The sequence below is a fragment of the Trichocoleus sp. FACHB-6 genome, from assembly GCF_014695815.1.
GTDB lineage: Bacteria > Cyanobacteriota > Cyanobacteriia > Cyanobacteriales > FACHB-T130 > Funiculus > Funiculus sociatus.
The window spans coordinates 15,225-29,265 of record NZ_JACJOY010000060.1 but is presented as its reverse complement, the minus strand read 5'-3'; the positions used below and the strand labels follow the sequence as shown (position 1 = coordinate 29,265).

General features: G+C 47.2%; 16 protein-coding genes. 10 read left to right on the top strand and 6 right to left on the bottom strand.

Annotated features, from left to right (window positions below; all coding sequences use genetic code 11):
• The first annotated feature begins 26 nt into the window (after positions 1-26).
• On the top strand, positions 27-554 hold the full coding sequence (locus H6F66_RS11455) for a hypothetical protein (RefSeq protein ID WP_190421251.1): 528 nt from the start codon (positions 27-29) through the stop codon (positions 552-554).
• 174 nt (positions 555-728) lie between these two features.
• Here the strand turns inward: H6F66_RS11455 and H6F66_RS11450 are convergent, their stop codons facing one another.
• Complete coding sequence (locus H6F66_RS11450; RefSeq protein ID WP_190421249.1) at positions 729-1,382, bottom strand: HAD-IA family hydrolase; 654 nt, start codon at positions 1,380-1,382, stop codon at positions 729-731.
• Positions 1,383-1,496: 114 nt separating this feature from the next.
• On the opposite strand from H6F66_RS11450, the gene H6F66_RS11445 reads away from it, so the two are divergent.
• The 3 genes from H6F66_RS11445 to H6F66_RS11435 all read left to right on the top strand — a co-directional run bounded on the left by H6F66_RS11445 (position 1,497) and on the right by H6F66_RS11435 (position 3,737).
• Positions 1,497-2,546, top strand: coding sequence for a saccharopine dehydrogenase NADP-binding domain-containing protein (locus H6F66_RS11445; RefSeq protein WP_190421247.1), 1,050 nt, complete (start codon positions 1,497-1,499; stop codon positions 2,544-2,546).
• A 111-nt stretch (positions 2,547-2,657) separates the two neighbouring features.
• Positions 2,658-3,449: a YdcF family protein gene (locus H6F66_RS11440; protein ID WP_190421245.1), complete on the top strand. Its 792-nt coding sequence runs from the start codon at positions 2,658-2,660 to the stop codon at positions 3,447-3,449.
• A 63-nt stretch (positions 3,450-3,512) separates the two neighbouring features.
• Entirely contained in the window at positions 3,513-3,737 is a 225-nt protein-coding gene (locus tag H6F66_RS11435; RefSeq protein ID WP_190421243.1) for a hypothetical protein, read from the top strand.
• A gap of 54 nt (positions 3,738-3,791) precedes the next feature.
• Here H6F66_RS11435 and H6F66_RS11430 read toward each other — a convergent pair whose 3' ends face one another.
• On the bottom strand, positions 3,792-4,016 hold the full coding sequence (locus tag H6F66_RS11430) for a ferredoxin-thioredoxin reductase variable chain (RefSeq protein ID WP_190421300.1): 225 nt from the start codon (positions 4,014-4,016) through the stop codon (positions 3,792-3,794).
• A 237-nt stretch (positions 4,017-4,253) separates the two neighbouring features.
• A complete protein-coding gene (locus H6F66_RS11425; protein WP_190421241.1) occupies positions 4,254-6,326 on the bottom strand; it encodes a protein phosphatase 2C domain-containing protein in 2,073 nt (690 codons plus the stop codon).
• Positions 6,327-6,524: 198 nt separating this feature from the next.
• Between H6F66_RS11425 and H6F66_RS11420 the strand changes: the two genes are divergently transcribed.
• Together H6F66_RS11420 and H6F66_RS11415 are read left to right on the top strand one after the other, a co-directional pair.
• Complete coding sequence (locus H6F66_RS11420) at positions 6,525-7,025, top strand: NfeD family protein (RefSeq protein WP_242019034.1); 501 nt, start codon at positions 6,525-6,527, stop codon at positions 7,023-7,025.
• Between the two features lie 47 nt (positions 7,026-7,072).
• Positions 7,073-8,056, top strand: coding sequence for an SPFH domain-containing protein (locus tag H6F66_RS11415; RefSeq protein ID WP_190421239.1), 984 nt, complete (start codon positions 7,073-7,075; stop codon positions 8,054-8,056).
• Between the two features lie 50 nt (positions 8,057-8,106).
• Here the strand turns inward: H6F66_RS11415 and H6F66_RS11410 are convergent, their stop codons facing one another.
• Positions 8,107-8,511, bottom strand: coding sequence for a Fur family transcriptional regulator (locus H6F66_RS11410; RefSeq protein WP_190421237.1), 405 nt, complete (start codon positions 8,509-8,511; stop codon positions 8,107-8,109).
• Positions 8,512-8,670: 159 nt separating this feature from the next.
• On the opposite strand from H6F66_RS11410, the gene purS reads away from it, so the two are divergent.
• On the top strand, positions 8,671-8,949 hold the full coding sequence (gene purS, locus H6F66_RS11405) for a phosphoribosylformylglycinamidine synthase subunit PurS (protein WP_190421235.1): 279 nt from the start codon (positions 8,671-8,673) through the stop codon (positions 8,947-8,949).
• A gap of 81 nt (positions 8,950-9,030) precedes the next feature.
• Entirely contained in the window at positions 9,031-9,705 is a 675-nt protein-coding gene (gene purQ / locus H6F66_RS11400) for a phosphoribosylformylglycinamidine synthase subunit PurQ (protein WP_190421233.1), read from the top strand.
• On the opposite strand, the gene H6F66_RS11395 is transcribed toward purQ, so the two are convergent.
• On the bottom strand, positions 9,669-10,025 hold the full coding sequence (locus tag H6F66_RS11395) for a hypothetical protein (RefSeq protein ID WP_190421231.1): 357 nt from the start codon (positions 10,023-10,025) through the stop codon (positions 9,669-9,671). The genes purQ and H6F66_RS11395 overlap by 37 nt on opposite strands.
• A 137-nt stretch (positions 10,026-10,162) precedes the next feature.
• Complete coding sequence (locus H6F66_RS11390; protein ID WP_190421229.1) at positions 10,163-10,750, bottom strand: Uma2 family endonuclease; 588 nt, start codon at positions 10,748-10,750, stop codon at positions 10,163-10,165.
• A gap of 249 nt (positions 10,751-10,999) precedes the next feature.
• Here H6F66_RS11390 and H6F66_RS11385 point away from each other — a divergent pair, with 249 nt between their 5' ends.
• Positions 11,000-12,082, top strand: a complete 1,083-nt coding sequence (locus H6F66_RS11385; protein WP_190421227.1) for an iron-containing redox enzyme family protein — start codon at positions 11,000-11,002, stop codon at positions 12,080-12,082.
• A gap of 650 nt (positions 12,083-12,732) precedes the next feature.
• Positions 12,733-13,617 carry a WGxxGxxG-CTERM domain-containing protein gene (locus tag H6F66_RS28345; protein ID WP_190421225.1) on the top strand — a complete coding sequence of 295 codons (885 nt, stop codon included), beginning with the start codon at positions 12,733-12,735 and terminating at the stop codon, positions 13,615-13,617.
• Positions 13,618-14,041: the final 424 nt, after the last annotated feature.

Below are 14,041 nucleotides of genomic sequence, written 5' to 3'. Positions count from 1 at the left end.
CCAGTAGCATTACTTAGGAGAATATTATGTCCACTACTCGCCTAGTCAAAGCCAAACTTATTCCCAAGATTCCAGCGCAGGGTGTGGATACCATCGAATTTATGTTCAATCCCACCAAACTATCCTTCAATCGAAGCGTTCAAATTAATGCCTCTCAAGGAGCGCGGACTGGGAAGGGACTACCCAAAGTCAGCTTTCAAAGTATTGACCCTTACAAGCTCACCATCTCAGATATCCTGTTTGATACCTACGAAGAAGGCACAAGCGTTCTCTGGTACATCAACAAATTGAAAAAAGCTGTTGAGTTTCCCGATGGTCAAGAGGTTCCACCAGTCTATCTGTTTACTTGGGGCGCTCAGGAATACTTGCGTTGCTTTGTGCAACAATTGTCCTACGAACTGACTATGTTTCTGCCTGATGGTACGCCCGTGCGTGCTTCGGCTAACTTGACACTCCACGAGGTTGATATACTTATACCCCCAGGCAATCCGGAGGCTCCTTCTAGTGTGAACCGCACCGGGGATAGTCGGGAAAACCGCAGTAATAATCAGTAGTCTTTAAGGTCAAAACGCTAGCTATTCTTTAGATGGCGGGGCGATTCAAGTAGATAGTGTCTTGAATTTTAGCCATTGATGGCGGCAGTAAGTATGCTGTGGCTAAAGTTTTTGCTTCGCCCTTGGGATAGATTATGAGGCGGTCGCCTCATAGTAGACAAGGTGGGGAAGGGGTCAAGAGGGAGAAACCAGCCACGTCCACAACTGGGAAGATGTGAAATCAGCAACAGTGAATAATGCCCCAGATGCGTCGAGAACCTTGGGGTCGTGGGTGGAGGCAATACCAATTGTAGTAATTCCTGCGCCTACAGATGAACGAATGCCAGAGGGAGAGTCCTCAAATGCGATCGCTTGTTCGGCACTCATGCCAAAATGATTCAGAGCCAGTTGATAAGGAGCAGGGTCAGGCTTGCCCGCTGTTGCTTCTTCAGCTAAAACAACTTTAGCGAAAGCATCTGTCAAGCCCAAAACTTTGAGCATGAATTCGGCATTCTTACGTGGAGCATTTGTAACAATAGCTCGTTGCAACTTCAATTCCTCCGTCCATGCCAGCATATCCAAAAGTCCATCCAGCGGCTTTAGTTCTGGTGCCAACTCCCGGAAATAAGCTTCTTTATCTTCAGCTAATTGTTCGCCTTCTGCTATCGACAGCTGTGGCAAGATATCTTGAATAATAACTGGGTTAAGCCGTCCGCTAATCCGGGTTTTGTAGAAGGTTTCGTCAATTTCTAAACCGTAGTTTCTCAATATTTCCTGCCAAGCCTTGTAATGGATTGGGTCAGTGTTTACGAGAGTCCCGTCCAAGTCAAATAAAATTGCTTCAAGCATAGTTTTCCAAGCAAGACGGCACAATAGAAGAATATCCTGATTTAAGAAGCAGCACAAATATAGCGATCGCAAAGCGGGATGTGTTCTGTCTGGCGTGTATCTACACCTTTACCAATGTCATCAAACTTTTTGTTATACGGTGCTAACGGTTATACCGGAACCCTCATCGCCAAATTAGCGGTGCAGCGAGGGTTACGCCCTATCCTGGCTGGGCGCAATGCCGATAAATTGGAGCCGCTAGCGACATCGCTTGGTTTAGAACACCGCGCCTTTAGTTTAGACAATTCGGTTGCCGTGGATGCGGCTTTAGGGGATGTAGCAGTCGTACTGCACTGTGCTGGCCCCTTCTCCAAAACCTCACAGCCAATGGTTGAAGGGTGCTTGCGGACGAAAACTCACTACTTGGATATTACCGGGGAAGTCGCAGTCTTTGAGGCAGCGGCTGCCAAAGATGCTGAAGCCAAGGCCGCAGGAGTGATGCTGCTTCCTGGCGTAGGCTTTGATGTCGTCCCCTCTGATTGTCTAGCGGCTTACCTCAAAGCACAGATGCCCTTAGCAACACATCTCGCCCTTGGTTTCACGGCAGGTAATATGTCGCGAGGAACTGCAACGACGATGGTGGAGGCGCAGGATAAAGGCGGTTTGGTGCGGCGTGGTGGGGTTCTTACTCCGGTTCCTGCTGCCTGGAAAACTCGGATGATTGATTTTGGACAAGGCGCAGTTTTAACCACGACAATTCCTTGGGGAGACGTATCGACAGCCTTTTACAGCACAGAGATTCCCAACATTGAGGTTTATACGGCTGTCTCAGAATCCGCTTATCGGGCTATGGTGGCAAGTCGATATCTGGGCTGGTTGCTGGGGTTGCCTATAGTACAGAATTTACAGAAACGTCTAATTCAATCTCAAGCGCCAGGGCCAACAGATGCACAGAGAAAGGAAGGTGTAACTAGGCTGTGGGGAGAGGTGTCAGATTCTGGCTCAAGCAAGCGATCGCGGCTACAATGCCCGGAAGGTTATACTCTCACTTCAATGACGGCTTTGGCAATTGTAACAAAGGTGCTTGCCGGACAGGGGAGTGTAGGTTTTCAAACACCCTCCAAAGTTTATGGTGCCGATTTGATTCTAGAAATTGAGGGAGTGGTGAGAGAAGATATCAACTAGGCTAATGGCTAATTTTCCATTCCCCTCTAGACCTCTTATACTTCTCTCTGACGAGGGCTGTCAATTTTATGCGCTGAATCCCCTCTGTTTGTTGCTGCTATTTAACCTTTTATGTTTTTATTTCTCTCGAAACTGCTACCGCTATTTTTCTACCCTTTGGGACTTGCCTGCGTGCTGATGGTTGTGGCACTTGTATTGTGGTGGAAGCGATCGCGCTGGACTCCTATACCGATTTCTTTGGCTCTGATTGCTCTACTGGTGGGGAGTAATGGCTGGGTGAGTAACGCTTTGATGCGAAGCCTGGAATGGCAAAATCTCCCAGCCGCAGAACTCCCATCGGCAGAAGCCATCGTCATCTTGGGAGGCGCTACTAAGCCAGCTTCGCCACCCCGTTCCGGTGTCGATTTGAGCGAAGAAGGCGATCGCGTCCTGTATGGTGCCGAGTTATATCGCAAGGGCAAAGCCCCTTTGGTAATTGCCAGCGGCGGACGTATTGACTGGCGACGATCTGGAGCGTCGGAGTCAGGGGATATGGCGGTAATATTGGAAACATTGGGTGTACCAAAAGATGCTATTCTCCAAGATCCCACTTCGCTCAACACCTACGAAAATGCAGTGAATGTGCGGCAAATCCTGCGAGCGCGAGGGATTCGTCAGGTATTATTAGTTACTTCAGCATTTCATATGCCGCGATCGCTGCTGATTTTCAAGCGTCAGGGCATAGAAGCGATCGCCGCACCTACTGACTTTTTGGTAACACAAGCCGAATTACGCGAACCCAACAGCAGCATCCAATCTACAGTGCTGAATGTTCTACCAGACGCGGAAAGGTTACAGCGGTCAACCAGAGCTTTAAAAGAATACATTGGAATAGTAATCTATCGCCTGAGAGGCTGGCTTTAATCAATTTTGGATTTTAGATTTTAGATTGAATTCAAAATCCAAAATAAATAGCCCCTAATCATCATGTCACAAAAGATACTAAGAATTATCCTTGGGACTCAACCAGCTGCTGAAGTCTTTGCCACATATCGCGCAACTCACGATTTTTACCGAGAGGTGGAATACCGGGAAGAGTTAAAATCTTACTCCGAATGGTATTACATGACGGCCGAAAGCAACCGCAAAGAGTTGCAGAAAATGCGGGGTGACATCAACATATTCGGCTGGTTTAATCGCCGTAAGAGGTAAATGGCTAATGGCTAATAGCACTCAACAATTAGCCATTAGCCATTAGCCATTAGCCTACTCAATGATTTCTATTTCATCTTCGCGGAAATGACCTCTAAATTTTTTCTCAAACTGGATTACAACGGGAAGGTTAGCACTTATGGGTTTGCCGTGTAATTCATTTGCAAACCCGATAACTTCACCTTCCCGATCCTTGACATCAAAAGGTTTACCCCTGTTTTCAGGATGGTGATAAACAATTACAGATTTGATGACGCGAACGCGATCGCCAACTTTCATTCTTAAATCTCCGGCTGGGTATCTGAGCCAAACTGGTGCAGTCTGCAAGCGGGGATTCCCGCTTCCACAACATTAAACTGGGAGCATTGCCTATCCAGCGGCTTCTCTCTACCCAGCGTCCAGCAAAGTGCTATTTTGAACAATTTTATATTTTTGCACAGGAAGGTACTAAGGGGGTTGGGGATTAGGGATTGGGGATTGGGAACCCTTGAAGATTCTTCAGCCAGCCCCCAGCCCTTAGCTACTTGGTGGTGGCGGAACTGACGGGATTGGGGAGGGAGCATCCTGTGGTGATGGTGGTGATAGCGGTGATGGGGAGGCAGCATCTGGCGAGGGTAGAGGCTGGGCTGAGGGTGGAAAAATGCGATCGCGCATCTGATTGAACCCCCGTTCATCATATTTCCGCCAAGCGTACAACCCAGCAATACTGCCTCCAATCAGCAGCAGCAATAACCCCAACCATAAAGCTAAAGTTTTATGGCGGCGCTGTCGTGGCGTTGCCGTAACCGGAACTTCTTGAGAAGGCACAGCCTCAGCGTAAACTGCCCCTTCGACAATTTCAGGTTGCAGATTGACTTTTGGCATTAGAGCTTTACTGCCTATCTCCCCAAGGTTGAGTAACACCGGATACTCTGGCGAAACGCGGCAGTAAGTAATTACCACAGACGTATTATCGTGACCATTCTTTTGATTAGCCAACTCAATCCATGACTGAACCGCTGCCTCTAGGGGAATCTTGCTTTGCATAATAGGCTCCACAAAATCCGCCCACGATTGCTCAACCCAGTTGTTATCGCTTAGGCCATCGGAACACAGCAGCAGCAAGCCGTCTTCTTCCACAATGAACCGTTGCACGTTGGGACGCAAAAACTCAGCATCCCGCGTGCCCAACGCCTGCGTAAGTGCGCCAGAATCAGGGCGCTGCAATGCCTCGCGGTAGAAACTGCGCCCCAAGCGCACCTCCCTAGAAGCAACATCATCGTCTACAGTCAGTTGCTGACAGGAATGGGGAGTAATCCAGTAGGCGCGGCTATCCCCAACATTGGCGATGTAGAGTTCGTGGGCGTTGTCTAATAGGGTTTGTGGGTTGGGACTAACCTTTTGTGGCAACTGAAGCGCCATAACTAGCGTCGTTCCCATGCGTCGCCGAGACTCTCTGCCTTGTTCGTCATTTCGGGAGGAAATCAGGTTATTCACCACTCTGATACTTGCTGCCAGCTGCTCCTTCAGGAGGTCAGGCTGCACGATTTCCGTCTGTTCTGCCACCTCCGCCAGAAGCGCCCGCACTTGCAACTTCAGGGATTGTACTGCTAGAAGGCTGGCAACCTCTCCGCCTTCGTGACCGCCAATTCCATCGCAAACGATACTCAAGTGGGGAAGCAGTGGGTCATTCAGAGAAGTGTAGTCTGCTTTTGAATCCTGTACTGTGGGATAGCAAGTATCTTCGTTGTGGTCGCGCTGAGGGCCAGTATCTGTTGCTCCAGCAACCCGTAAGCGCAAGGGCAAAAGGGCGGCTTGTTCCAGTAATAGCTGATTCAGCTTTTGGGCGATCGCCTTCTGGGAAGTATTCCCGGCTTGCATCTGTTCGCATATCTCTAAAACCTGCGTTACCACAGACACATGTATCAATCTACACCATCTAGCCCATAACGAACCCAGGTGATAGAGACTCAAAGCAGAAGCTGCGCTTTCTTCCAGTGGCAGTTCCACAAATGCCTGGGTAACAACATCGGACTTGTCTGATGCACCATTACCGTTATGTGTTGGGGAAAATCCTATACCCGTGTCTTCGACTGGATCGGCGTAAAGTTCCAATAGGCGCACCCGCCACCCGTCTACCCGAAGATTATCTTCCACTAAAAGGCTATAAGATACACCATTATCTGCTAAAGGTTTCCAAAGTTCCAAAATTTGCCAAAGCCAATAAATCTGACGCACTGCTGGTGCTTGTGGCAAAGCTTCCACCAAAGAAGGGACAAGCTTGCCAGTCGCATCTATTGGCGCATTTTCCAGTAAGAGAATTTCGGCTGCTGCTGTCGAAGTTTCTAGCACAGCGTAGCCATAAGCCTCCGGGACGTGGAGGCGCTGGGGATACAAACGCAGGTAAGGGTAAACGCTGTTTGGCAGCTGTTCGGGGTGAGGAGGCTGTTCGGGAAGGGTATCCTGCCAAATTTGAGGTGCAACAACCTGATATCTGCCTTGTACTAACTCGCCAGGTGGGATCGTTGCTGCGGCTGGGTTAGCTGCCCAAAGATAGCGATGTCCTAAGAGGATGTCCTTCGGTTCGCGTTGAAACTGGGAACTGTTCATAAATTAAAGTTTTTATACAAAAATCTTAAATCATACTGTCAATAAGAAAAATTGAGTTTTTTCCTCGGAAACATAGATGAAGTGTTGTAGTAAATAATAAAGTCACGATGTCTTCCAATCCTAACTGGCTAGAGTGGAATAGTGGATTGTACCTCAATAACTACACTCACGCCTGTTATTAAGAAGGGATTGAGTTTTATGACAATCTGGTTACTGGTAAGGCAAATAAATACCTCTCCACTTATAGCGTTGCTGGGAGGCTTCTTTGGATTGAACCTGACTATGTTTTGGTTAATAGTAGGGGCAATGCTTTGCTTGGTAGAACTGTTTGTACCAACGGCTTTTACGGCCTTTATGATGGGCATGGGGGCTTTTGTGGTGGCGCTGGTTACTATGGTGCTACCACTGAAGGGGGCTTTTCAGGTGGCGCTTTGGCTGGTGCTTTCCACTGCTTTCGTCTACCTCAGCCATCGCTTGATGCCGAAGCGTCGGGTATCGTCTATTGAAAATGCGACCGAGGCTCAAACCGTTTCAGAGATTTTGCCAGGAGAGACGGGTAGGGTTCTATACGAAGGTAGTTCTTGGCGAGCAAGGTGTGGGGATGAGAAACTAGCGATCGCTCCCAATCAAAAAGTTTACATTGTGGGACGCGAAGGCACAACTCTGATTGTGCTGCCAGCAAATCTGTTGAAGTCATAGCCCTAGTATTCTAATCGCTTGACGAGTTACAAAGAACGAGGTTTAAAATGGAATCATTTTTTAGTTTACTCATAGCTTTAGTCCTGGGTGGTTCTGCCCTCTCTGGTGTCAAAATTGTGACCCAAGGAAACGAAGCTTTAGTGGAAACTTTGGGTAAATATAACGGTAAGAAGCTCAAGCCCGGTCTAAATTTCGTTATTCCAGTTTATGAAAGAGTAGCTTATCAAGCAACCATTCGGGAGAGAGTTTTAGACATTCCTCCCCAACAATGTATTACCCGCGACAACGTTTCTATGACTGCTGATGCCGTAGTTTACTGGCGAATTTTGGATTTAGAGAAAGCTTACTATAAAGTGGAAAATCTCCAGTCAGCAATGGTGAATTTAGTATTAACTCAAATTCGCTCAGAAATGGGTAGATTGGAACTAGATGAAACCTTTACAGCCCGTTCTCAAATCAATGAAATCCTGCTCAGAGATTTAGACGAAGCTACCGATCCTTGGGGAGTAAAAGTCACGCGGGTAGAACTGCGAGATATTGTTCCTTCCAAGGCGGTACAGGAATCGATGGAATTACAAATGTCGGCAGAACGTCGCAAACGGGCGGCAATTCTGACATCCGAAGGCGAACGAGAATCAGCAGTTAACTCTGCTAGAGGTAAGGCTGAAGCGCAAGTTTTAGACGCAGAAGCTCGTCAAAAATCTGCAATTCTGGAGGCGGAAGGTCAACAAAAAACAATCATTCTCAAAGCTCAAGCCGAACGCCAACAGCAAGTTCTTAAAGCTCAGGCTACAGCTGAAGCGATGCAAGTGATTTCAAGAATCCTCAAAACTGATGCCAATGCCCAAGAAGCTCTGCAATTCTTAGTAGCCCAAAACTATATCGAAATGGGGACGACGATTGGCAAGAGTGACAGCAGCAAGGTGATGTTTATGGACCCCCGCAGCATTCCTGGGACTTTGGAGGGACTTCGCTCGATTGTGGGAGAATCTAATCAGCCGCAATTTTTAGATTTAGACGAAGACGCTTAATTAGTTAATGGCTAATGGCGATGAACAATTAGCCATTAGCTATTCTTCAGTTAGCTGTTTTCACTAGCAACAGGAGCGATAGAGCAGCGATCGCATAGTCCAAAAAACTCCAGCGTGTGGTAAAAAATCTTAAAAGAGTGGGACTGTTGCAACTGGGTCTCCAGATTATGAACTGGGCATTCGTTGATGGGGATTGAGTCTCCACACTGCAAACAAGTCAGGTGATGCTTGTCTTGCTGGACACTGCTGTAGAGCGATTCGCCACTAGCCAACGTCCGCACTTGCACTACGCCTTCTAGTTTCAAAGCTTCCAAAGAGCGATAAACTGTTGCTAAACCCATACTCTGGTCGCGGCTGCGAAGTTCTACATAGATATCCTGAGCTGAGACAGCTCGGTTCATTGTCTTGAGCAGGTTCAGAATCCGATCCTGAGAGCGGGTGCGTTGGGCTTTCATGGTCTAATCTGGTGCGAGATATTCTTAATCTTTTCAGGTTTTAACTGATAACAGTCTCTATTTCCACGTTAGATCATCGAAAGATCACCCATCTTGCACCCGTCCAGCTTTAAAATAGTACATCTGTGACATTGGAAGTGAAAAATTGGGGAATCGTCTGTGAATCTGAAATATCAGGCTAAAATTTACGTGACGCTCCGACCTTCGGTTCTCGATCCAGCTGGCACGGCCGTACAGTCGAGTTTGCAGCATTTGGGATATGAAAATGTCGAGCAGGTGCGAATCGGGAAGTACATTGAGCTGATGGTAACGGCATCTGAGGAGGATGAGGCGCGTCAGCAATTGGATCGGATGTGCGATCAATTGTTGGCAAATCCGGTAATTGAAAATTATCGGTTTGAATTAATTGAGGTGGAAGCGCAGACAGGCGTGATTTAGGTGGCTTACCCCATCCCAACCCCTCCCCGTCAACGGGGAGGGGCTAAGAAGGAAGGAGGGTTTTTGGGAGAAGGAAAAAAAATGAAATTTGGGGTTGTGGTTTTTCCGGGTTCAAATTGCGATCGCGATGTCGCCTATGTGACTCGCGATTTGCTTTCTCAGCCGACGCGAATGGTTTGGCATGAAGAAACTGATATTTCCGATTTAGATGTGGTGGTGATTCCGGGGGGCTTCAGTTACGGGGATTATCTGCGTTGCGGCGCGATCGCTCGTTTCTCCCCAGTAATGAAAGCAACAGTCGAACACGCCTCACAGGGTAAGTTTGTCTTGGGTATTTGCAACGGTTTTCAGGTGCTAACTGAGGCGGGATTGTTACCTGGGGCTTTGGTACGAAATCGGGATTTGCATTTTATTTGCGATCGCTCTCCTGTCAAAGTTGAGCGCACTAATCTCTCTTGGACGCAAGAATACAAATCTGGGCAAGTTATCACATTACCAATTGCCCACGGCGAAGGTCAATATTACGCCGATGCCGATACTCTGGCAAAGTTGGAAGATAACAATCAAGTCGTCTTCCGCTATGAAGGAGACAATCCCAACGGTTCTATAAATAATATTGCAGGTATTTGCAATATTAAGGGCAATGTGCTGGGAATGATGCCGCACCCAGAACGCGCCTCAGACGCTATGTTGGGCGGCACTGATGGCATAAAACTGTTTCAAGGGTTGTTAGCGGCAGTTGGTGCAGTGGCGTAGTGGCGGTTTGAGCGAGTGGTGTGGTGATTGTAGGCGATCGCTGCTAGGCTGGCGACAAGACAAGTGCTTCCCAGCCACAGCAGGATGTAGGTAGGAGCCATCACCACGCCTATCTGGAACCAAGTCCAGACGTGGAACACCATCACTAAAGCAAAGAAAATTGCCGCGATCGCACTCCGCCATACTTGAACTTGCGGACGACGGCGTGCAGCGGCAACCATTGTCAGCGTGGTAGCAACCAAGTTGGCTGGAACCAGAAACGCACAAATGGCGATACAGTGGGTGCGCGAGAATTCCGATAATATATTTAAGTCGAGCATTATTTCATTGTATCGAATTGCAAAATTTTACAAGACTTTTCTTTTTAGAGAATCACACTCTCTGCCGTTGATAACATTTATTCACATAGACAGGCGATCTCTTTCTTAAAAAAGAGTATGAGCGCGTCTAAATAAAACTACATAATTTGTTTTAAATCTAATACAAACCCAGGTAAAACATCTTCCCCTAATAAAGTTGCCGGATTTTCTAGAATTTCCACATCCTGACCTTGACGATAGATTTCCACTCGCTGGTTTTTTCGGTCTATCAACCAACCCAATCTAGCGCCATTTTCCATGTACTCTTGCATTTTCTCTTGCAATTCTTTGAGAGAATCACTCTTTGATCGCAACTCAATCACAAAATCGGGACAGATGGGAGCAAATCCCTGTTGTTCTTCGGCGGTTAAAGCGTCCCAGCGATCGCGACGAATCCAAGACGCATCAGGGGAACGATTTGCGCCATTAGGTAGTGTGAACCCACTTGACGAGTCGAAGGCAAGCCCTAGATTATTCTGAGAACTCCAGACTTCTAGTTGGGCAGCTATTTTGATGTTACGATTTCCAGTTTCGCTACCTGTAGGTGGCATAATAATTAATTCTCCCGCTGCTGTGCGCTCAAATCTATAATCGCGGTTGTTCTGACACAGCTTCCAAAACTGCTCATCAGTCAAATCGATTTTCAATTCGAGAGTTGAAGGCAATGCGATCGCAGCCGTTTGCATAGACTTATCCCAACATCTTCCTCTGGTATACACTTTCTAGTCTAGTTGTGAGCTACAACCTGACGCATCATCTCGTTTTAATAGCATTTAATAGTTTTTTTTATTTCCATCTACAGGCTGACAAAAGGTTCCATCTTTAGGAAGTTAGGAATAAAATTTATAAACTTTATTATTAATTAATGTAAATATCTGAACCGAATAAACGTTATCTACGGATTGTAAGAGTAACAAAGGAATAGACCCAGTATTATGAATTCGCTTACTAACTTTAAGGCGAAAAGTACGCCAACAGCTCAATTAAAATCCACAAATTACGATCGAGCCGAGCAGCAATTTATAAATCTGCTCGAAATGGAAGATTTAGACAAGAAAATACAAGCACAACCAGCGATCGCTACTGACTTTGAAATGGCAATGGAAGCGGCGCTGAAAAGTGCATATGAAGACGCACCCGGCGATGATGCCGCACACCGCTTTTTACAGCGTATACTTTATCGCATTAATCGCCTCAAACTGTTTTGGTACGACGATCTGCGACACTACACTAATGAGCGGTCTATCTACTTGCAATTAGTGCGCGACCAAATTGAGGAAGCTTGGCAAGACTGGGAAATAGCCCAAATTGACGTAGCTGCACTACAAAAACTTGATCCCAAGCAAGCGCTAATTGATCGTGTAGCTGCCGATCTCGATCCATCTTTGTCAGATGATAGTCGCTATCTGCGGGAACAGATGACTGAGGCAGGTTATCGTCACCTGCTGGCGATTGGTTCCTTTGATGGCTTAGTCGAAGGCAGCCGTCTGTCTCGCATCCTGGGTGGTGCGGCAAATGAGGTGCAGTGTACGCTCACCAAAGTGCTGCTAGAAGAGTACGGTAACGGTCGTTATACTCGCAAGCATTCTACATTTTTTGCCCAGATGCTTAACGAGTTTGGGATGAACACCGAACCAGAGGCATACTTTGATTTAGTACCTTGGGAAGTGCTGGCTTGCGATAATCATAACTTTCTCGTGACCGAGCGCAAAATCTACTTCTTACGCTACTGCGGTGGACTGACCTATTTTGAAGTGGCTGGCCCTTCATGGTACAGGAACTATTTAGCCGCAGCGCAACGGTTGCAACTATCAGCGGCGGCGATGGGTTATTGGGAACTGCACATTAAGGAAGACGAACGCCACGGACAGTGGATGTTAGATGATGTAGCTTTGCCTCTAGCGGAACAATACCCAGGTGAAGCGTGGCAGCTGGTGCTAGGGTATGACCAAGAGAAGCTGATGGGCGATCGCGCAGGTTCCGCCGTCGTTCGATCTGTCCGCCAAGCCGAAAGGTAATTGGATTTCTAACTTTCTGTCGTTGTGTAGGGCGTATTTTGAAAGTATGCCCTCAACGAAATAACCCCAGCATATAGCTCAATACGGTTCACTTAAAGCTAAAAATCTGAACATTAAGTACACCATATTGGCATATAGCTAGGGTAATTTTTGGTGAGCTACCGACCTTGATAGCGCAGCTGCCTACCTGATTGACTGACAAATATCGGATGTGTAGGCTGGGTTTCATGAACTCTACGCACCACTGGTGCAGTTCGTTGAGTTTCGCTTACGCTCTACCCAACCTAAGATTTTTCAAGGGTTTTAGGAGTTTTGTCAGTCAATCAGGCTGCCTACAGTAATTATTGTATCCAGAAGCACAGCTTAACTTAATATCAGGTCAATTCTTTAGGTATAACTAAGTCTCTCTTTGGGTAGGAGTGGTGGCAAACAATAGCAGTTACTCTGCTTTACATAGGATAAATTTGGACAAAAACAGCAAATACCTCTGGCCATTCCAACCCTAATCAAAACAAGAATTTTCCTGAATCGGTGCTGCGCGATCGCAAAACCTATGACTGTTTTCAATTCAACCGCCAATTAACTTGCCGATACCTTGTTGGCAACATCAAAAACCACAGCTCTCTAGAAAATTAAGAGAAAACATTACTATGAAGCCTTCTCATTTGTCCAGAATCTTGTTTGCTGGTACTTTTGCCCTAACTGTAGCCACTCTACCCTTAGCTGTGCCTACTTCTGCCCAGACTGGCGGTGGTGCGGGTGGTTCGGGTTCCGGGACTGGCGGTGCAGGTAGCACTACTGGAACAACTGGAACGACAGGAACAACTGGAACGACAGGGACTGGTGGTGCAGGTAGCACTACTGGAACAACTGGAACGACAGGAACAACTGGAACGACTGGAACGACTGGAACGACAGGGACTGGTGGTGCAGGTAGCACTACTGGGATAACAGGTGCAGATAGCACAACTGGAACGACTGGGACGACAGGGACTGGTGGTGCAGGTAGCACTACTGGAACAACTGGAACAACTGGAACGACTGGGACTGGTGGTGCAGGTAGCACTACTGGGATAACAGGTGCAGATAGCACTACTGGAACGACTGGGACGACAGGGACTGGTGGTGCAGGTAGCACTACTGGAACAACTGGAACAACTGGAACGACAGGGACGACTGGAACGACTGGTGCAGATAGCACTACTGGAACGACTGGTGCAGGTAGCACTACTGGAACGACTGGAACGACTGGTGCAGGTGGTTCAAGTTCTGGGACAACCACGGCTCCTTACGGTACCACGACAACTCCCGGTGACACGACTGGGACAACCACGGCTCCTGATGCCACGACTGGGACAACTACGGCTCCTGATGCCACGACGACAACTCCTAGTGATACTACGGGAACAACCACTTACTCTGGAGTTCGTTCTGAAACACGCGATAGCAATTCCTGGGGCTGGCTAGGTTTGCTTGGTTTAATCGGTTTAGCCAACTTGTTCCGCAACCGTCAAGAACCTGTGCGTCAACGTTAATCCAAACTGCTGCGAGTGCGGATGGCAATAAGGTGATGGTGGCGAATTCTGGCTGTTGATATTAAAACGCTTAATTTCAACAGCCTAGACAACGCCTGAGATAGACAATTCCCAGAACACAATTTCAAGACGTGTGTTCTGGGAATTGCTGCGATCGCAAGTTTGTTTTAGTATTCAAAGCAATAAAGCTTTTTTTTCAGTAATATATCTTAAATTTAAGAGTAATGAATATATATACAGATCCCCGACTTCTCAAAGAAGTCGGGGATCTCGCATTCACAAATCCTTTAGCGGTGCTATAGCCTAATATTTTTTAGATGGGTTTAAGAAAAAAACCTGGGAGTTTCTGGGTAGGAAGCCAAGGGCAATGTTAAGGATTTTTACAATAGCGAGAAGCTGCGTAATCGTGACATACGCGATCGCG

Bases quoted from the DNA above. Each gene is read 5' to 3' on its own strand.
- H6F66_RS11455 (WP_190421251.1), top strand. From the start codon at position 27: ATGTCCACTACTCGCCTAGTCAAAGCCAAACTTATTCCCAAGATTCCA.
- H6F66_RS11450 (WP_190421249.1), bottom strand. From the start codon at position 1,382: ATGCTTGAAGCAATTTTATTTGACTTGGACGGGACTCTCGTAAACACT.
- H6F66_RS11445 (WP_190421247.1), top strand. From the start codon at position 1,497: ATGTCATCAAACTTTTTGTTATACGGTGCTAACGGTTATACCGGAACC.
- H6F66_RS11440 (WP_190421245.1), top strand. From the start codon at position 2,658: ATGTTTTTATTTCTCTCGAAACTGCTACCGCTATTTTTCTACCCTTTG.
- H6F66_RS11435 (WP_190421243.1), top strand. From the start codon at position 3,513: ATGTCACAAAAGATACTAAGAATTATCCTTGGGACTCAACCAGCTGCT.
- H6F66_RS11430 (WP_190421300.1), bottom strand. From the start codon at position 4,016: ATGAAAGTTGGCGATCGCGTTCGCGTCATCAAATCTGTAATTGTTTAT.
- H6F66_RS11425 (WP_190421241.1), bottom strand. From the start codon at position 6,326: ATGAACAGTTCCCAGTTTCAACGCGAACCGAAGGACATCCTCTTAGGA.
- H6F66_RS11420 (WP_242019034.1), top strand. From the start codon at position 6,525: ATGACAATCTGGTTACTGGTAAGGCAAATAAATACCTCTCCACTTATA.
- H6F66_RS11415 (WP_190421239.1), top strand. From the start codon at position 7,073: ATGGAATCATTTTTTAGTTTACTCATAGCTTTAGTCCTGGGTGGTTCT.
- H6F66_RS11410 (WP_190421237.1), bottom strand. From the start codon at position 8,511: ATGAAAGCCCAACGCACCCGCTCTCAGGATCGGATTCTGAACCTGCTC.
- purQ (WP_190421233.1), top strand. From the start codon at position 9,031: ATGAAATTTGGGGTTGTGGTTTTTCCGGGTTCAAATTGCGATCGCGAT.
- H6F66_RS11395 (WP_190421231.1), bottom strand. From the start codon at position 10,025: ATGCTCGACTTAAATATATTATCGGAATTCTCGCGCACCCACTGTATC.
- H6F66_RS11390 (WP_190421229.1), bottom strand. From the start codon at position 10,750: ATGCAAACGGCTGCGATCGCATTGCCTTCAACTCTCGAATTGAAAATC.
- H6F66_RS11385 (WP_190421227.1), top strand. From the start codon at position 11,000: ATGAATTCGCTTACTAACTTTAAGGCGAAAAGTACGCCAACAGCTCAA.
- H6F66_RS28345 (WP_190421225.1), top strand. From the start codon at position 12,733: ATGAAGCCTTCTCATTTGTCCAGAATCTTGTTTGCTGGTACTTTTGCC.